Origin of the sequence: Micromonospora sp. NPDC000442 (assembly GCF_042898635.1) — a bacterium.
GTDB lineage: Bacteria > Actinomycetota > Actinomycetes > Mycobacteriales > Micromonosporaceae > Micromonospora.
Genome location: NZ_JBIAYZ010000021.1, coordinates 24,654 through 41,999 on the forward strand (window position 1 = coordinate 24,654; position 17,346 = coordinate 41,999).

The following is a 17,346-nucleotide window of genomic DNA, read 5'->3' on the forward strand; positions in this document are numbered from 1 at the left end:
CACCCCACCCCCACCCCCATCCTCTCGGCGTTGATCAAGAGGTTTTGGTCCTCAGGGAGATCGAAAATGACGCAAACTTCTTGATCAACACGGCAGGTGGGGGCCGGCCGGTGGGGGGTGGGGTGCTCAGGGGGTGCGGATGGCGTCCAGGGCCAGGAGGGCCACGTGGAGGGAGAGGCAGGCGTCGACCGAGTCGAGGTCGACGTCGAGGATCCGGCCGATCCTGGCCAGCCGCTCGTAGAACGCCGGGCGGGACAGGTGCGCGGCGGCTGCCGCCGCCGACTTGTTCCGGCCCTGCTCCAGGTAGGCCCGCAGGGTACCGAGCAACTGCTCCCGGGGATGCTGCGCGTCGTAGGCCAGCAGCGCGCCGAGTTGCCGTTCGACGAAGGTCTGCACCCGGGGCTCGTCGCGCAACAGGTGCAGCAGCCCGGCCAACCCGACGTGCGGCAGCCGGAAGATCGGCAGGTCACGTCGATCCCGGCGGGCCGCGTCGGCGACCTGACGAGCCTCGATCAGCGACCGGCGTGCCTCCCGCAGGCTGCCCACGCCGGATCCGGCGGCGATCAGCAGCCCGGCGACGGACCGTCGGCCAGCACTGGGTGCCGGCGCGTCGTCGGAACGGCTGGACGCTCCGGGGCGCCCCCGCGGGTCAGCCCGACCAGGCAGGTCCGCACGACCAGACAGGTCAGCGCGACCAGCCAGGTCGGAGCGACCGGGCAGGTCGGAGCGACCGGGCAGGTCGGAGCGACCGGGCAGGTCGGGTCGGGACCGGCGCAGCGCGGCGGCGAATGCTGACAATGCCCGCTCCTCCGCTGCCGCATCGGGCAGGGCGAGCAGGACGCCCACCGTCTGGTCGTCCACCGCACTGGTCAGCCCGGTCAGACCGGCCTCGCGTAGCGCCTGTCCCACGGCCTCGGCGAGGTCGCGCAACCGGACCGGCCCGGTGTCCGGGACGTGGTCGAGCGCCTCGCCGGGGTGTCCCGGCTCGATCAGCGGCCCGCCTCCCGCCGACTGTCGGTGGCGCGCGGTGTCCTCGCCGCCGTTGTCGGTCCGATGGCGGACCACCACGCCGATGAGATGACGGCGCTCCAGCACCACCCCGAGCGCCCGTGCCCGCAGGGCCACCTCGTCCACCGGCCAGGAGTGGTCGAGCAGAGCGGTGAGCAGGGTCCGGTGAAGCTGACGTTCCAGCCCTTCGGCGTCCCGTCGGATCAGCCGGCCGAGGGCGAGCGTGGACGCCGCCCGCTCCACGAGGATGGTCAGCCTGGTCGGCGGCGCCGAGGACGAGCCGCCGCGCCCGGCGGGGGCCGCGACGGCCCGCCCAAGGTCCAGCACCGGGACCGACCGCCCGTCGACCGACGCCGGCAACGGCTGCCCACCGGCCAGGTCACCACCGGGCGGCCAGCGGAGCAACAACCGGCCCCAGTCCTGCCCTCGGGCACCCACCATGGTGACCAGCCAGCCCCGGTCCGGGTCGTACGCCGTGCGGCCCTCGGGCCGGATCCGCCGTGAGTGCTGCTCCCACCCGTCCAGCAGCAGCTCGGCGTTCTCCCCCGCCGGGTCGTACGCCAGCACCTGGCGGGACAGGTTCTCCAACACCACCGGGCAGCCGGACAGCTCGGCGGCCTGCCGGACCACCTCCCCCGGGTCGGCGCCCTCCACCGACAGCTCGGTGAACCGCTGGTGGATCTCCTCGGTGGCCCGCAGCTCGGTGAGCTGGGCGTCCACGATCAGGGCGTGCACCGCCTCGGTGATCCGCACGAACGGGGTGGCCCGGCGCAGCTCCACCAACGGCAGCCCGTGCCGTTCGGCGGCGGCCACCATCACCCGGGGTACGCCGTCGAGGTAACGCCGGCCCAACTCGACCACCAGCCCGGAGACACCGACGCCGGCCAGGTCACCGATGAAGGCCCGCAGCCCGGCGTCGTCGCTCGGCAGTCCGATACCCGTGGTGAGGACCAGCTCGCCGCCACCGAGCAGGGTGGCGATGTCGGGTACCTCGGCGACGTGCACCCAGCGCACCCGACGGTCCAGCCCGGCCTCCGCCGCGACCAGGCGTGGCGCGCCGTGGCGGACCGGGTCCAGGGCGAGGACCTCACGCACGGTAGGGAACACCCGCGACACGCTACCGTCCGTGACCCGGGGGGATGCTCGACGGTGCCGCAACGGCTGCCGGGGTCTCCCGGCAGCCGCTCAGAGCGGGTCGTCGCGGCCCAGCTCCCAACAGGCCACGGCGGTGGCGGCGGCGACGTTCAGCGAGTCCACGCCACGTCGCATCGGGATCACCACCCGTGCGTCGCTGGCGGCCATCGCCGCGCCGGTCAGCCCGGCACCCTCGGCACCGAGCAGCAGCGCGGCCCGGGACCGCTGGGCCGGGTCCAGCCGCTGGATGGGCACCGCGTCGGGCGCGGGCGTCATCGCCAGCACGGTGAACCCGGCGGCCCGCACGTCGGCCAGCGCCGTCGGCCACGGTTCCAGCTTCGCGTACGGCACGGCGAAGACCTCACCCATGCTGACCCGTACGCTGCGCCGGTAGAGCGGATCGGCGCAGGTCGGCGAGAGCAGCACGGCGTCCACCCCCAGCCCCGCCACCGCCCGGAAGATCGCACCCAGGTTCGTATGGTTGTTGACGTCCTCGAGGATCACCACCCGACCGGCGGTGGCGAGCACCTCCGCGGCGGTCGGCAGCGGCTTGCGCCGGAACGAGGCGAGCACCCCCCGGTGCACGTGGAATCCGGTCGCCTCGCGCAGCACGTCGGGGGTGGCGGCGTACACCGGGGCGTCGCCGGTGTCGAGGTCGGCCAGCTGGTCGACCCGCTTGGCGTCGACCAGGAAGGACCGGGCCGGGTAGCCGGCCCGCAGCGCCCGCCGCAGCACCAGCTCACCCTCGGCGATGAACAGGCCGTGCGGCGGCTCCCAGCGGGTACGCAGCTCGACGTCGGTAAGCGCCCGGTAGTCGGCGATCCGCTCGTCGCCGGGCTCGGTGATCAGGTGGACGGGCACCCGCCGATTCTGCCGGACCCCCCGACACCCGACATCGCAGGTGCCCACGGTACGCCGGCACCTGCGATGTGATCGTCCGGCAGAATCGGCGGGAGGATTACTTCATGGTGGCGATCTGGATCAGGTTGCCGCAGGTGTCGTCGAGCACGGCGGTGACCACCGGGCCCATGTCGGTCGCCTCCTGGGTGAACTCGACGCCCAGTCCCTTGAGTCGCTCGACCTCGGCATACACGTCGTCGACGACGAACGAGGTGACCGGAATGCCGTCGGCGACCAGGGCCTGTCGGTACGGACCCACCGCCGGGTGGCCGGCCGGTTCCAGCAGCAGCTCGACGCCGTCGGGGTCGGCCGGTGAGACGACGGTGAGCCAGCGGTACTCGCCGGCGGGCATGTCGGTCTTCTTGGTGAACCCCAGCTTCTCGGTGTAGAAGGCGAGCGCCTTGGCCTGGTCGTCGACGAACACGCTTGTGACGTGGATACGGATCACGTGTCTGGTGCCTCTCGGTCGATGGGCCACCGCTCGACGATCGAACGCAGCGGGCTCGTGTCGATGTGGTGGAACTTGTACCGGCCTTGTCGCCGGGTGCGGACCAGGCCGGCCTGTTCGAGCACCGCGAGGTGCTGTGAGATGGCCTGGCGCGAGGAGGTCAGGCTGTGTTTCATGGTCAGTCGGCCGCAGATCTCGAAGAGCGTCTGACCGTCCCGGTCGACCAACTCGTCCAGGATCGTGCGGCGCGTCGCGTCACCGATGGCCTTGAACAGGTCAGGGTCTGCGTCCACGACACAATTATAGGCAAGTGGCTACTTGCCTGTCAAGCCGACCCGCCGACGATGATCCAGCGGGGTGGGACGTGGTCGGTGAGCCAGACACCGTTGACGGCCCGGTAGAAGACGAACCCGTGGCGGTGCATGCCGGCCGCGTCCACGGTCAGCACGACCGGGTCACCACGCCGGGCACCGACCGTGGCGGCGGTCTCCCGGTCCACCGACAGGTGGACGTGGGTACGGCCACGTGGTCGCAGTCCCTCGGCACGGATGCCGGGCAGGTGGCGAGCCACCGTGCCGTGATGGAGGAGCGACGGCGGCACGACGGGCTCGAGGCGCAGGTCGACAGCGATCGAGTGGCCCTGCGCGGCCCGGATCCGCCCGGCGTGCAGCTCGAAACGCTGCTTGTCGGTGCCGGCGACCAGCTCGGTCAGCACCTGCCGGGTGACCGGACGGCCGTGCCGGGCGAGCGCGGCGAGCAGCACCTCCACCTCGACCCACCCGCCCTCATCCAGGGCGATGTCGACGGCGTCCGGGTGGTGTCGGAGCACGTACGCGAGGAACCTGCTGGCGGAGGTGAGCCGGTCGGTCACGGGCCGGTGCCGAACTGGTCGAGCAGGTCCTGCACCACGGCCCGTCGAGGTGGCCGCCAGGTGGCCCAGTACCGGATCTCCGGCAGGCCGTGGATCGGGACCGCACATAGACCGTCGGGAAGCCCGACACAGCCGTTGACCACGGTGGCTCCGACCCCCAACGCGGCGAGGTGCACCAGCAGGTCCCACCCGTCGACCTCGGCGGCGACCTGCCAGCGCACACCCGCGTCGAGCAGGGCGCGGTCCAGCGCCCTGCGGTGCGGGCGCCCGGCCGGGGGTACGACGAGATCCAGGCCATCGAGATCGCCGAGCCGGACCTGCCGGCGCGCGGCGAGCGGGTGCCCGTCACCGAGGACGAGTACCTGTCGATAGGCGGCGATCTGCCTCGCCTCGATCTGCCGGCCGGGCGGATCGTGGGCGACCACGGCCAGATCGGCCCGCCCGCTGGTGACGGCGGTGAGGGCCGCGTCCCGGTCCGCGGTGATCACGTGTACCCGCCGCCCCTGGCGCCCGACGCGCTGGATCGGTTCGCCGATCACCCACCGCAGCGCACCCCGCCCGGCCGCGATGGTCAGCGTCGGCGCGGACTCGTCGTGCAGCTCCCGCAGGAACTCCTCGGCCCGTCGGCGGGAGTCCAGCGCGTACGCGGCAAGACGTTCACCCGCGGCCGTCAGCGTCAGCCGGCGACCGTCGCGTTCGTACAGCTCGACGCCGAGCGCGGCGGCCAGCTTCCGGATCTTCACGTGCAGGGAGGGCTGGCTGATGTGCAGCTCCTGCGCGGCGGTGGTGAAGTTGCGGTGCTCGGCGAAGACCGCGAACGAGCGCACCGCGTCGGCTTCCAGCAGGTCTCGCTCATCCATAGCTCTGAACTATAGAGGCGATGCCAAACAATAGTTCCACCTCGGGCCAGCGCGTCGCATTCTGAGTCCCATGACGGATACCCATCCTCGGCTCGGCATCGACATCGGCCGGGTCATCATCGACGGCCCCGCCCACCCGGGCGGCGGCGACACCGCCTTTTTCAGCGGGGACGAGGCGACCATGCTGGCCACCCCCGAGGTGCCCGGTGCCGTCGAGACCATCGCCCGCCTCGTCCCCCAGTTCGGCGGCCGGGTGTGGCTGGTCTCCAAGTGCGGCCCGCGCGTCCAGGCCCGTACCCTGCGCTGGCTCGCCGCCCACGACTTCCACCGACGCAGCGGCATACCCCACGACCACGTCCGGTTCTGCCGCGCGCGGGCCGACAAGCGGGCCCACTGCCTCGACCTGGCGCTCACCCACTTCGTCGACGACCATCGCGAGGTGCACGCCGCCATCCGGGGCGCCGTCGCCCACCAGTACTTCTTCGGACCCCAGCGCCGATCGGTGCCCGCCTACGGCCGGCCCACGCCCACCTGGGCCGATGCCGAGCGCCACATCGTCGCTTCGCTGCGCACCGCGAGCCCGGCCCGCCCCTGAGAAACCGCCTGCGCGTCAGGTCGGCGGGTCGACCGCAGGCCGACGGCGCGCCCAGGCGAGGAACCGGTCGAACAGCACCCCCGGCTCGGGAGCGTCGTGGGCGTCGAGGTGGTACAGGTCGCGCATGGCCTCGTACATCAGGCCGGCCAGGTAGATCGACAGCCCGGGGCGGTCGGCGTCGTACTCCGTCCGCAGGCGCAGTCGCGCCAGGCCGCACGGCCACGGCTGCCCGCAGGCCCGGCAGCACCACATCGGTCGCAGCGGTTTGTGCGGGGCCTCGCCGCTGCCCGCACCGACGCGCCGGCTGGCCGCCGTCCGGCCGCCACGCTCGCGGGTTGCGGCATGTTGCGCCTTCCGGCTCCGCTGATAGCCCGAGATGCCGCAACCCGCCAGCGCAACCCGCCAGCGCGAACCGGCGAACCACGAGCATGAAGCGCATGTACGAACCCGCGAACCGGAGCCCACAGACCCGAGCCGCGACGCTGGCCATCCGATGAGCGGCCATGCTCGCGAGATACGGCATGTTGCGCCTTCCCGCTCCGCTGAAACCCCAAGATGCCGCAACCCGCGATCACACACGCGACCCGCGACACGCGACACGCGAGCACAGCCGCAACCCGCGAGCACGTCCGCCGCGCGCACAGCACGTCCGCCGCGCGCACAGCACGTCCGCCGCGCGCACAGCACGTCCGCCGCGCGCACAGCACGTCCGCCGCGCGCACAGCACGTCCGTCGCGCGCGCAGCGCGTCCGTCGCGCCGTTGCGCCCAGGCAGCGCGGCGGTCAGCGGGCGGTCAGGGTGGTGGTCAGGCGCGACAGGACGCGGTGGGCGTGCTCGGCCGCCGGGTCACCGAGATCGTCGAGAATCTGCGCCGCTCGTCGCCAGGCGTCGACGGCCCGGGTGACGTCGCCCGTCGCCTCGCGCGCCTCACCGAGCCGCTGCAGGGTCTCGGCCTCGTGGTAGCGGTCCGCGGACTCCCGGAACAGCGCGATGGCCTCCTCGTAGCGGTCGGCCGCCCGATCGTGCTCGCCCAGCCGGGCGTGGGCGAAACCCAGGCTGTCCAGCGTCGCCGCCTGGCCGTTGTGGTCGCCGCTGGCCCGTTGCTGGGCGAGCGCCTCGGTGCAGCTCTCGATCGCCCGTGGGTAGTCCCCGGTGGCGGCGTAGAGCCAGCCGACCGCGTTCAGGGCCCGGGCTTCCCCGGCACGGTTGCCGACCGACCGGTACAGCCGCAGCGCTTCCTGACCGTGGCGCAGCCCTTCCTCGGGTCGCCCCCGCATGTAGCAGACCTCGGCGTGGTTGTGCAGCGTCAGCGCCTGGCCGGTCGGGTCGTCGAGTTGCCGGTGCAACTCCAGGGCGCGCAGCAGCCGCTTCTCCGCGGCGTCGAGGTCGCCGAGGCGGGTCTCCGCGCGGGACAGCAGGCGGTTCGCCACGGCCTGACCGGCGAGGTCGTCGACGCGTTCGGCCGCGGCGAGGGCGACCTGTTGGGCCGCGCGCTGATCCTGCCAGAGACCGCGCGGGGCGAAGAACGTGGTCAGCGCCCAGGCCAACTGCCAGGCGTACGCCTCGAAGCCGGTCTCCGCGGCCTGGCGCACCGCCCGCAGCAGCACCTGGTGCTCCGCCGCGAACCAGCCGAGCGCCGCATCGTGGTCCTCCGACGGCGACCTGACGTTCGACGGCACCGCGGGGACCGGGTCGATCGCCGGCCACTGTGGCTGGAGCAGCACCGCCGCCGGGTAGGAGCTGTGCAGGTAGTAGTCGAACAGCCGGTGACGGGCCTCCCGCGACTCGTCGGCCTCCCCGGTCGATCGGGTCAGTTCGGCCGCGTACGCCCGGAGCAGGTCGTGGAAGGCGTACCGGCCGGGCAGGTGCTCGGCCAGCAGGTGCAGCCGGGTCAGCTCCCGCAACGACGACCCGACGCTCGCCGGGGTCTCCCCGGTGAGCGCCGCCGCGGCCTCGGCGGTCAGATCCGGGCCGGGGTGTAACCCCAGCAGGCGGAACAGGCGGGCCGCCGGCCGGCTCAGCGCCAGGTAGGACCAGGAGAAGACGGCTCGTACGTCGCCGTCGGCCAGCGCGTCGAGCATCGCCTCGTCGGGGCGCAGGCTGGCGGCGAAGGCGTCGAGCGGGAAGCCTGGGTGCAACGCCATTCGCGCCGCCACGATCGACAACGCGAGTGGCAGCCGGCCGGTCGAGTCGATGATGTCCGCCGCGGCGGTCGGCTCGGCGGCCAGCCGGTGGGCGCCGAGCCGACTGGCGAGCAGACTCATCGACTCGGTGCTGGTGAGCACGTTCAGCCGGATCGGGTGCGCGCCTTCCGCCGCGATCAGCCCGGACAGTTCGTCCCGGCTGGTCACCACGACCACGCAGCCGCCGGCACCGGGCAGCAGCGGCCGGACCTGCGCCGTGTCGCGCGCGTTGTCGAGCACCAGCAGCATGCGACGGTCGGCCAGCAGGCTGCGATGCAGTCCGACGCGGGCCTCCAGGCTGGCCGGTATGCCGGTGGTCGGCACGCCGAGCGCCTCGAGGAAGCCGCGCAGGGCGTCGCTCGGATCGACGACATCGGCCTCGTCGTAGCCGCGGAGATTGACGTAGAGCTGACCTTCGGGAAACCAGCCGGCGGCCCGGTGCGCCCAGTGCAGGGCGAGCGCGGTCTTGCCGACCCCGGCCATCCCGGAGATCGTGAAGATGGCCACCGCCGTCCGCTTCGCCGATTCCGGGTGACGACCGGAGTCGAGGATCTCCAGTTCGGCGCAGCGGCCGACGAAACCCGGTACCGCCAGCGGCAGTTGCTGTGGTCGTTCCCCCGCCGGCCCGGCCAGGTCGGGGTCGGCGGCGTGGATGAAGTGGACCCGGTCGGCGGCGGACAGGTTGAACGCTTCGGCGAGCAACCGGACGGTCGAGGCGCGCGGACGGGCCACCCGCCCGCTCTCCACGTCCCGGATGCTGCGTACGGCCAGGCCGGTGGCGGCCGCGACATCCTCCTGGGTCAACCCGAGCCGTCGCCGGTGGGCCGTCACCATCTGACTAAACCGGGCCATGCCCATCCACTCATGGCTTATCGGTCCGAAGTGGACCGGTCGGCCTCTCGACGGGGAAATGGATGTCCGGTGATGGTTTCTACTGGATGGCGTTGCCGTTGTCGAGCCGTGGCCCGACGGCCGGGATGGCGTGCGGGCAGCCCGGGTCGTCAGGAGTTGAGCATGCTGTCGGTCAGGTTCTCCGCCACCGCGTCCAGGCTCACCGGCGGCGCGGCCCACCGGTCGATCGCCTCGGCCGCGGTGTGGGTGACCCCGACCCGCCAGTGCTCGCGCAGCCACCGTCCGGCCCGTGGGTCGCCCGGCCAGTCCGGACCGATCTCGTGCGCGAGGAGCTCGGCGAGGGAGGTGCCGAACTCCCAGGAGCGCAGCCGGGTGGCGCTGACGAAATCGCCGCAGAGCACGTCCAGGTACTCGATCGGTCCGGGTCGCGCGCCGAGGTGCTCGGCCGCCAACTGGTCGTACCGGGACCGCAGTTCCGCCGGGGCAGCCGGACGGCGGGCGGCGTCGACGGCGAAGAGCAGCCGGACGCACTGGGCGCGGGTGACGATCAACAGTCGTTGTGCGGTGTCGTGGCCCAGGGCCGCCGCGGTGCGTGCGGGGAAAGACCGGTGGAGCCAGCCGTGATGCAGGAACATGTTCTCGGTGACCACGCCCCAGCCCTCGACCAGTCCCTCGTCGCCCATCCGGCGGCCGTCGACCGGCAGTTCCGGGCCGGTGTACGCGAAGTGCAGCGCATGCCCGACCTCGTGGAACAGCGGTCGGCAGTCGCCCACGCCGCCGGCGGCCGACACGGCGACGACGATGTCGTCGGGCACCCGCACCGGCAGGCAGTACGCGCCGGGCACCTTGCCGGGGCGGGCGTCCAGGTCGAGCCGGATCCGCGGGGTGAACTCCAGCCCCAGCTCGCCGACCAGGGCGTGCAGCAGCGGCAGGCAGGTCGCCAGGTCCACCGGGTCGGCGAAGGTGGTGCGCGCCGCGCCGATGAGCTGGGCGACCGTGAAGGAGCCGGCGGCGAACAGGGGACGCCAGATCGACTCGTACCGTGCCCGGGTCGCGTCGAGGAATCCCCGCGCCTCGCGCTCCAGCCGACCGAGGTCGTGCCGCTGCACCCGGTCGGCGTAGTCGATCAGATCCCGGTAGCCGGCCGCGGTGACGACGGCCAGCCGCCGCTGTTGCGCCTCCAGCCACAGCGGAGCGACCTCGCGGTCGTACAGCTCGTACAGCTCGTGCAGGTGGTGTCGCGGGGCCGTGGCGTCGCGTGCCGCGAGACGTCGAGCGCGGGCGAGATCGACGTGTGCGCCGCTGGCGTCGGTGACGGTGACTGCTTTCTCCCGCTCGGCGATGCGGGCGTGCAGCCGAGTGGTCTCCGCCTCGATCAGCGCCTGGAGCACCAGAGCGACGAAGGGGCGCCCGGCATCCTCCGCGATGCCGGCGGCCCGCAACGCGTCGACCGTCTCCGACCGGAACACCTCCGGCCACGCCGCGTGGATCTTCGCTGGCTCGAACGTGGTGGCCTCGCCGAGGCAGTACCGCGCCTCGGCGGCGGCGAGCGTGTCCAGGATCGTGGCCACCGGGGGCCGCAGCGACTCGATCAGGGGGTGGGTACTCATCGGGATGGCCCTTCTGCTTGCGCCCGCCGCGACAGCATCGCGATCGCCACCGCGACCGGCACACCGGCCAGCATCAGTAGCTTGTAGGCGTCGACGTGGATCGGGCCGTACGAGGCGGCGCCGAGGGTGGCGGTCGCGGCCAGCACCGCGCCGCCGGCCGCCGAGTAGAGCTGAAGCTTGGACGAGGCGATCACGTCGCGCAGCGTGAACATCGCGCGGGAGTGGTGGTCCGGCACCGCGTCGTACCAGGTGGTCAGGTTGGCGTTGCCGTAGCCGGCGGCGCAGACCGCGGACACGACGACGATGCCGGCGAAGCAGGCGACGCTCGCCCCGCTCGCCGTGCCCTCGGTCGTCGGCACGAAGACCCACAGCAGGCGGGTGAGCACCGTCCCGGCCATGGTGTAGACGATGAGGCGGTACGTGCCGAGCCGGTGCGCGGCCCGACTCCAGACCAGCAGGCTGATCGGCGCGGCCAGTCCGCGTACCGCGAGGATCACCGCCACGGTGCCGGCGGGGATGCCGAGGTGCAGCACGGCGTAGATCGCCAGCAGCGGCGTCACCAGCACCGTGTCGAGTAGGAAGATGACGCTGAGCCGACGGAGCGGGCCGTCGGCGACCAGGCCGGTGGCGGCGGCGCGCAGCTCGCCGAGGGCCTGCGGGTGCGCGCCGCCCGGCACCGGCGTGCGTGGCATGCGGCCCAGCGTCGTGATCGACACGATCAGCAGCACCGCAAGCACCCCGAGGAGGATGCGGTACTCGTTGCGGTCGACGACGGCGCCCGCAAGCAGGCCGAAGCCGAGCAGCAGCACCACGTTCAGGATCTGGGTGGCGAACTGCATCCGGGCGACGAACCGTGGTCGACGACCGGGTGACACCAGTGCCCGCATCCACGGGTGCCACGCCACACCCCAGCTGACCGAGATCGCCACCTCGATGGCGAGCAGCACCGCCACGAACGCCGCGAACACGGCCGCTGTCCCCCACCGGCTCAGCTCCGGCACCGCGGCCAGCAGCACCAGCAGGAGCAGCACGCCCGCGTATCCGAGCCGCATCGTCCGTCGGAAACCGAGACGCCGGGGCAGCCGCACCGCGAGCAGCTGCGCGGGCACGCTCAGCACCAGCAACCCCAACGCCGTGCCGACCTGCGCCGGCGTGAGGCCGAGTGTCTGCACGCCGTACAGCTGGACGAGGTCCGCGCTGAGTCGTCCGGTGGCGAAACAGAGCGGGACGATGACCATGTTCGCCACGATGGCGAGGCGTTCGACGCGCGGCTCGCTCGGCGGGGTGACGTTGGCCGGGGTGGACGTGCCGCCGGTCAGGTCCGCCCGAGAACCGACGGCAGGTAGCTTCGCGTCAACCATTGATAGAGTTCCATATCCCGGGTGTTCGCGGCACGGAAGATGTCGATGGCCTCGGGCGGCAGCAGCCGGTGGTCGCCACGGTCGCCGCTGTTCAGGTGGAACGTGGCCGGCCGTTTCCAGGACAACATCTCGCCGAGCCGGGCCTGGCACTCGGCGAACCGCTCGACCGTACCGACGAAGGCGAAGTGTTCCTCGACGGCCTTCTTCGCCAGCGCCAGGTCGTCGTCGGTGGTCTCGACGTTCGTCGTGCCGGACAGGAAGCGCACCTGGTCGTCACGGAACTGCAGCGGCAGCCCGGCCACTCCGTCGGGCAATCCGGCCTGGAGGGCGGCCCAGAGATTGCCGGTGTCGCGCTTGCGGTACGCCCAGTACCAGTAGGAGACGCAACGGTCGACCGGCTCGCGCAGCATGGTGACGTACCGGACCGGTCGACCGATCCTGCGGTGGACGCCGACCGGCAGGTTGAGTGCGATCGCGTCATGGCGGTGCTGGTTCTCGACGATCTCCGAGACGATCTGCCGCACGTCCTCGTCCGGACTGTCGACGGTTTTGGCCCCCGGCCCCCCGTTGCTTCTCCGGCCGGACACGAGGTACTGCCGGAACTGGCCGGGGTAGTTGTTCAGCAACGCCTCGATGATGCTGTTGCCGGCGTTCTTGTTGATGTGGACGTAGCACACCAGCGGGTCCGACGTCACCGTTCTACTCCACGAAGTCGTAGATGTACTCGCCGAACTCGGCGTGGTACCGGTCCTGGGTCTGCTGCCAGGCGTTCGAGAGGTTCGTCCGGTCGGCCGACCCACGGGTGCCGAAGTAGGGAAAGTGGTGGAAGTAGTAACCGAAGATCCGGTCACAATGGGCGAAGTACGCGTGCGTGTCGAGGATGTGCCCGTGCCAGAACTCGTCGATGTCGATGTGCGGCGGTAACAGTTCACCCTCGTACCGACGACGTAGGTACAGCCAGTTCTTGTAGAGCCGCTCGTAGTAGTCCGCACGTGCCGGGCTCCATTCACTGCCCAGTACGTCGCGTCCCTGAGTGAGCCGGTGCTTGAGCGGACCGAAGTCGATGGCGTCGATGTACCGCCGCACCTCGGCGAGGTCGGCGATCCGGTTGGCGGAGGTGTCGTGGGGAACCTCCCAGCGAAGTTCCTCGGCGGGTTTGACGACGATTTCGGTCATGTCGCAGCCAATCTCGATCGGTCGAGCGGATCGTGCGGCGGTGGTCCGGGCCGGCAGCGCCGACCCGGACCACCGGTTCGCGTCAGACAGCCTGGTCGCAGCACATCACGCGGGTCGACGGCTGGCGGACCTCGGCGGCCTCGGCCGAGTCCTCGACCTCGGGGGTGGCCTGCTCGGTGATTTCGGTCTCCACGACCTCAGTGATCTCCGACATTGCGCTCTCCCTTCCTGTTGCCCGCACCGAGGTCGCTGACCGGTCGGCACGAACAGGTGTTGGATGGCCCGTTGCGAGAGGGTCCCGTTGACAGAAATGTCACCCGCAGCGGTTACCAGGAACGCTATTTGCACGCCCTGGGGTCATCCAGGAGATTGACCGGCAGTTGACCGGCAGGTCCCGGTTGGACCGCAGCGTGCGGGAGCGGTCACGCGGTACCGGGCCAGGGCCAGGGCCAGGGCCAGGGCCGGCCGGCGTGATGCTGGCGGCGACTACACCGCCTGGGATCGGGTGGTCGTCAGACCCAACCAGGTTGCGAGAGCCTCGATCTCGGCGTCGACCTCGGCGGTCATCGCCCGGGTGAAGGGGACGTCCTCGTGCAGGGCGTTGACGACGAGGACGCCCGCCTTGCGGTCGGCGGTCGCGTCGAGCTTGCCGACAAGCCGGTCATGATGGAGTACGGGCAGGGCGAAGTAGCCCCACCGACGCTTGTCCCGAGGCTTGTACATCTCCAGGAGATACTCGTAGCCGAACAACTGCTCCGTGCGTACCCGGTCGTGGATCAGCCGGTCGAACGGCGACAGCAGCGCGGTGCGCCCCTCGAACGGCAGCCCGAGGTACGCCGGGTCGACCCGCCAGGTCCCGGGCACGCCCTCGACCACGGCCTCCTCCCCCGCGGCACCGACGAACGGCGACTCACCCGGGGTCAGCGTGCCACCGGACCGGGCGATGCCCAACGCGGCGAGCCGGCACTCGTCGCGCCGCCGGGCCGCCTCGTCCGGATCGAGGTCGGGCAGTTCGACCGGGTACACCCGCTCGGGCAGATCCCAGTAGCGCTGCCGCCCCTTACGGCCGGCGATCGCCACCTGGCCATGTCGCGCCAGCAGTTCGAGCATCTTGGTGACGTTGCGGTTGTTGGTCCAGCCGCTCGACGGCCAGGGCACCACGCTGGTGTCCGGAATATCCCGGGACAACAGTGGTCCGTTCGCCGCCAGCGCCGCCAGAATGTCCCGGCGGAACGACGCGTTCTGCTCCAACCAGGCTCGGGCGGACGGATGGGTCACGGCGCGGGCCTCGGCGATCACGGCCGGCAGGTCACCCGGTGTCCGGATGTAGGCGACGGTTTCGACCAGGCTGCGCTCGACCTCGATCGCCCTGGTCAGGTGCGCGGGATCGTAGGCCGGACCAAGCCGGCTCCACAGCACGAGATCGGCGCTGGGCGCGATGGCCGCCGTCGGGTCGAGCTGCAGAATCGTGAGACGCTCGACGACCTCCACCAGGTCACTCGGGCGCGGCGCGGCGAGCAACTGGGCCCGGATCGCGATCCGCCGGGCCTCGTCCCGCGTCAGTCGATGAACGACCATGCCGCCGACCCTACCCAGCGGAGCGTCGCCGGGTGGGACGCGACCGCCCCGCGCGGTGGCCACCCCAGCCGGGCACGACGGGCCGCATGACCATCGGCACTGGGCCCGCCGCCGGCTCGACGGGTGTACTGAGCCGACGGGGATTCCGGCCCGCCTCGGGAAGAAGGCTCGCGTGACCTTGTGGATGGGTGCCGCCGGTGCCGCGCTGTTCGTGCTGGTGTTCCTCGTCGACGGCGGGAGCCGGCCGGACTACTCACCGGTGCGTCATCCGGTCAGTGCCCTGGCGCTGGGCCGACGAGGCTGGGTCCAGACAACCAACTTCATCGTCTCCGGCACCGCGATCACCGTGGCCTCGCTCGGACTGGTCGTCGCGGGTCCGAGCGTCCTGATCGGTGTGGTCCTCACGGTGTTCGGGCTCGGCCTCGTCGCGTCCGGGGTGTTCCGGATGGATCCGATGCTCGGCTACCCGCCGGGCGCTCCGACCGGGATACCGGAGCAACACAGCACTGCGCATCGGCGCCACGATCTCGCCGGGGCCGTCGTCTTCCTGTCCCTGCCGGTCGCCGCGGCAGCCGGTGCGTTCACCCTGCCCGGGATGGCCTGGAGAGTCGTCTCAGGTGGTCTCGCCCTCGCCCTGTTCATCGGGTTCGGCTGGTTCGGCAGGGCGTGGGAGCAGACCTCGCCGCGCCTCGGCCTCATCCAGCGCGCCGTCATCGTCACCGGGTGGGGCTGGCTCGTCGCACTCTTCGTCTGGCTGGCCCTGCGGCCAGGCTGACCGGAACATGTCCCGATTGGGTGGTTTCGTTCTGGTCGGGCCGGGGATGCCGGGCCACTCCGTTCGCAGCCCGACCCGGAAAGGCGCACCGATGAGCGCAGACCACGTCGGCACGCTCGTGCCGGCCGACCCGTGGCCGCTGCCCCGCGACGCCACGGTCGCGGACCACATCGTGCAGCGGCTCGCCTGCTGGGGCGTACGCCGCTACTTCGGCTTCCCCGGCGACGGCATCAACGGGATGACCTCGGCCCTGCAACGCACCACCGAGCAGACGCAGTTCGTCCAGGTGCGGCACGAGGAGACCGCCGGGTTCGCCGCCTCGGCACACGTCAAGTACGGCGGTGGGCCGCTCGGTGCGGTGCTGGTGACCAGCGGTCCCGGCGCCATCCACGCGCTCAACGGTCTCTACGACGCGAAACTGGATCACCAGCCGGTGGTCGCCCTGGTCGGGCACACCGCGCTCACCGCCGAGGGCGGCGGCTACTACCAGGAGGTGGACCTGCTCGCCCTCTACAAGGACGTGGCGGCGGCGTTCCTGGCCCAACTCGACCACCCGTCCCAGGTACGCCACCTGGTGGACCGGGCGTGCCGGACGGCGCTGGCCCGGCGTACCGTCACCGCCCTGGTGCTGCCGCTCGACGTGCAGGACCTGCCGGCGGTGCCCGACCCGCCGCACGCGCACGGCTTTTACCACACCAGCAGCGTGCCGAGCAGCGGCCCGACCGTGCCGCCGGAAGCGGACATCCGGCACGCCGCCGAGGTGCTGGGCAGCGGCGAGCGGGTGGCCATGCTGGTCGGTCAGGGTGCGCTCGGCGCCGAGATCGAGGTACGCGAGATCGCCCACCGCCTTGGCGCGGGCGTGGCGACGGCGCTGCTCGGGTTCACCACCGTGGACCACCGGGAGCCGTGGGTGACCGGCGCCATCGGACTGCTCGGCACCCGACCCAGTTGGCAGTTGATGAACCAGTGCGACCGGCTGCTCATCGTCGGCAGCAACATGCCGTACTCGGAGTTCTACCCGCCACCCGGGCAGGCGCGGGCGGTGCAGATCGACCATGACGGCACCCAGCTCGGTCTTCGCTACCCGACGGAGGTGAACCTCACCGGTGATGCCGCACCGACCCTGCGGGCGCTGCTGGCCGCACTCGGCCCGGGACCGGGGCCGACCCGCTGGCGGGAGACCATCGCCGGGGCCACCGCCGCATGGCGGCAGTCACAGCGGCAACTGGCCGAGCAGGACGCCCAACCGGTCAACCCGCAGTTGCTCTTCGCCAGGCTCAGCGAACGCCTGCCCGACGACGTGATGATCGCCGTCGACTGCGGCACGACCACCGCCTGGTACGCCCGGCACGTCAAGGTGCGTCCGGGGATGCTGGCCAGCCTGTCGGGCACCCTGCTGTCCATGGGCGGTGCCATGCCGTACGCCCTGGCGGCCAAGTTCGCCCACCCGGACCGCCCGCTGGTGGCCCTGATCGGCGACGGCGCGATGCAGATGAACGGGGTCAACGAGCTGATCACGGTGGCGAAGTACTGGCAGGGTTGGGCCGATCCCCGGTTCGTGGTGCTGGTGCTCAACAACCGGGATCTGGCCTTCGTCAGCTGGGAGCAGCGCTCCACCGAGGGCACCCCGATGTTCCCGGACAGTCAGCAACTGCCCGACATCGCGTACCACCGCTGGGGTGAGGTGCTGGGCCTGCGCGGCGAGTTGGTCGACCACCCGGATCAGGTGGCCGACGTCTGGGACCGGGCCCTGCGCGCCGATCGCCCCACGGTGATCAACGCGCTGGTCGACCCCGCCGAGCTGATGATGCCCCCACACTTCACCGCCGAACAGGCCCGCAAGACCGCCGCCGCGATGCTGCGCGGCGACACCGACTGGGCCGGCATCATTCGCCGCGGCATCCCCAGCGTCGTCACCACCTACCGCCCCCGCCGCCCCTGACCCCACCCCCACCCCACCCCCACCCCGCCTCACCCGCTTCGCTCTGTTGATCA

Annotated in this window: 17 protein-coding genes; 3 read left to right on the plus strand and 14 right to left on the minus strand. The window is 71.8% G+C overall.

Annotated elements, in window-relative coordinates:
- Positions 1–126 precede the first annotated feature (126 nt).
- From ACFY2A_RS25625 to ACFY2A_RS25650, 6 genes are read right to left on the minus strand one after another with little or no spacing between them, the layout of a single operon-like run.
- Complete coding sequence (locus ACFY2A_RS25625) at positions 127–2,166, minus strand: PucR family transcriptional regulator (protein ID WP_387175217.1); 2,040 nt, start codon at positions 2,164–2,166, stop codon at positions 127–129.
- Positions 2,167–2,193: 27 nt separating this feature from the next.
- On the minus strand, positions 2,194–3,051 hold the full coding sequence (locus ACFY2A_RS25630; protein WP_387175219.1) for a TrmH family RNA methyltransferase: 858 nt from the start codon (positions 3,049–3,051) through the stop codon (positions 2,194–2,196).
- Between the two features lie 49 nt (positions 3,052–3,100).
- The gene (locus ACFY2A_RS25635; protein ID WP_387175318.1) at positions 3,101–3,487 is read right to left on the minus strand and encodes a VOC family protein; all 387 of its coding nucleotides are present in this window, start codon (positions 3,485–3,487) and stop codon (positions 3,101–3,103) included.
- The gene (locus ACFY2A_RS25640; RefSeq protein WP_387175221.1) at positions 3,487–3,783 is read right to left on the minus strand and encodes an ArsR/SmtB family transcription factor; all 297 of its coding nucleotides are present in this window, start codon (positions 3,781–3,783) and stop codon (positions 3,487–3,489) included. Before ACFY2A_RS25640 ends, ACFY2A_RS25635 begins: the two co-directional genes overlap by 1 nt.
- Positions 3,784–3,815: 32 nt before the next feature.
- A complete protein-coding gene (locus ACFY2A_RS25645) occupies positions 3,816–4,361 on the minus strand; it encodes an RNA 2'-phosphotransferase (protein WP_387175223.1) in 546 nt (181 codons plus the stop codon).
- Positions 4,358–5,221 (minus strand): LysR family transcriptional regulator, encoded by an 864-nt coding sequence (locus tag ACFY2A_RS25650; RefSeq protein WP_387175225.1) that lies wholly within the window; start codon positions 5,219–5,221, stop codon positions 4,358–4,360. Before ACFY2A_RS25650 ends, ACFY2A_RS25645 begins: the two co-directional genes overlap by 4 nt.
- A 70-nt stretch (positions 5,222–5,291) precedes the next feature.
- On the opposite strand from ACFY2A_RS25650, the gene ACFY2A_RS25655 reads away from it, so the two are divergent.
- Complete coding sequence (locus tag ACFY2A_RS25655; RefSeq protein WP_363925265.1) at positions 5,292–5,816, plus strand: hypothetical protein; 525 nt, start codon at positions 5,292–5,294, stop codon at positions 5,814–5,816.
- A gap of 15 nt (positions 5,817–5,831) precedes the next feature.
- On the opposite strand, the gene ACFY2A_RS25660 is transcribed toward ACFY2A_RS25655, so the two are convergent.
- The 8 genes from ACFY2A_RS25660 to ACFY2A_RS25695 all read right to left on the minus strand — a co-directional run bounded on the left by ACFY2A_RS25660 (position 5,832) and on the right by ACFY2A_RS25695 (position 14,576).
- Entirely contained in the window at positions 5,832–6,209 is a 378-nt protein-coding gene (locus ACFY2A_RS25660) for a hypothetical protein (RefSeq protein ID WP_387175320.1), read from the minus strand.
- 389 nt (positions 6,210–6,598) lie between these two features.
- A complete protein-coding gene (locus tag ACFY2A_RS25665) occupies positions 6,599–8,851 on the minus strand; it encodes an ATP-binding protein (RefSeq protein WP_387175227.1) in 2,253 nt (750 codons plus the stop codon).
- A gap of 149 nt (positions 8,852–9,000) precedes the next feature.
- Entirely contained in the window at positions 9,001–10,461 is a 1,461-nt protein-coding gene (locus ACFY2A_RS25670) for a hypothetical protein (protein WP_387175229.1), read from the minus strand.
- Positions 10,458–11,822, minus strand: a complete 1,365-nt coding sequence (locus tag ACFY2A_RS25675) for an MFS transporter (RefSeq protein ID WP_387175231.1) — start codon at positions 11,820–11,822, stop codon at positions 10,458–10,460. The genes ACFY2A_RS25670 and ACFY2A_RS25675 overlap by 4 nt, the downstream gene beginning before the upstream one ends.
- Positions 11,777–12,517: a hypothetical protein gene (locus tag ACFY2A_RS25680; protein ID WP_363925261.1), complete on the minus strand. Its 741-nt coding sequence runs from the start codon at positions 12,515–12,517 to the stop codon at positions 11,777–11,779. The genes ACFY2A_RS25675 and ACFY2A_RS25680 overlap by 46 nt, the downstream gene beginning before the upstream one ends.
- Positions 12,518–12,521: 4 nt before the next feature.
- The gene (locus ACFY2A_RS25685; RefSeq protein WP_387175233.1) at positions 12,522–12,998 is read right to left on the minus strand and encodes a glycine-rich domain-containing protein; all 477 of its coding nucleotides are present in this window, start codon (positions 12,996–12,998) and stop codon (positions 12,522–12,524) included.
- A gap of 82 nt (positions 12,999–13,080) precedes the next feature.
- The gene (locus ACFY2A_RS25690; RefSeq protein WP_275410415.1) at positions 13,081–13,212 is read right to left on the minus strand and encodes a hypothetical protein; all 132 of its coding nucleotides are present in this window, start codon (positions 13,210–13,212) and stop codon (positions 13,081–13,083) included.
- 272 nt (positions 13,213–13,484) lie between these two features.
- Positions 13,485–14,576 (minus strand): DNA glycosylase AlkZ-like family protein, encoded by a 1,092-nt coding sequence (locus ACFY2A_RS25695; protein WP_387175236.1) that lies wholly within the window; start codon positions 14,574–14,576, stop codon positions 13,485–13,487.
- A 172-nt stretch (positions 14,577–14,748) separates the two neighbouring features.
- On the opposite strand from ACFY2A_RS25695, the gene ACFY2A_RS25700 reads away from it, so the two are divergent.
- On the plus strand, positions 14,749–15,351 hold the full coding sequence (locus tag ACFY2A_RS25700; RefSeq protein WP_387175237.1) for a DUF998 domain-containing protein: 603 nt from the start codon (positions 14,749–14,751) through the stop codon (positions 15,349–15,351).
- 91 nt (positions 15,352–15,442) lie between these two features.
- The gene (locus ACFY2A_RS25705; protein ID WP_387175239.1) at positions 15,443–17,293 is read left to right on the plus strand and encodes a thiamine pyrophosphate-requiring protein; all 1,851 of its coding nucleotides are present in this window, start codon (positions 15,443–15,445) and stop codon (positions 17,291–17,293) included.
- Positions 17,294–17,346 lie beyond the last annotated feature (53 nt).

Coding starts and splice junctions, on each gene's coding strand:
- ACFY2A_RS25650 (WP_387175225.1), bottom strand. CDS start 5,221: ATGGATGAGCGAGACCTGCTGGAAGCCGACGCGGTGCGCTCGTTCGCG.
- ACFY2A_RS25655 (WP_363925265.1), top strand. CDS start 5,292: ATGACGGATACCCATCCTCGGCTCGGCATCGACATCGGCCGGGTCATC.
- ACFY2A_RS25665 (WP_387175227.1), bottom strand. CDS start 8,851: ATGGCCCGGTTTAGTCAGATGGTGACGGCCCACCGGCGACGGCTCGGG.
- ACFY2A_RS25670 (WP_387175229.1), bottom strand. CDS start 10,461: ATGAGTACCCACCCCCTGATCGAGTCGCTGCGGCCCCCGGTGGCCACG.
- ACFY2A_RS25675 (WP_387175231.1), bottom strand. CDS start 11,822: ATGGTTGACGCGAAGCTACCTGCCGTCGGTTCTCGGGCGGACCTGACC.
- ACFY2A_RS25685 (WP_387175233.1), bottom strand. CDS start 12,998: ATGACCGAAATCGTCGTCAAACCCGCCGAGGAACTTCGCTGGGAGGTT.
- ACFY2A_RS25690 (WP_275410415.1), bottom strand. CDS start 13,212: ATGTCGGAGATCACTGAGGTCGTGGAGACCGAAATCACCGAGCAGGCC.
- ACFY2A_RS25695 (WP_387175236.1), bottom strand. CDS start 14,576: ATGGTCGTTCATCGACTGACGCGGGACGAGGCCCGGCGGATCGCGATC.
- ACFY2A_RS25705 (WP_387175239.1), top strand. CDS start 15,443: ATGAGCGCAGACCACGTCGGCACGCTCGTGCCGGCCGACCCGTGGCCG.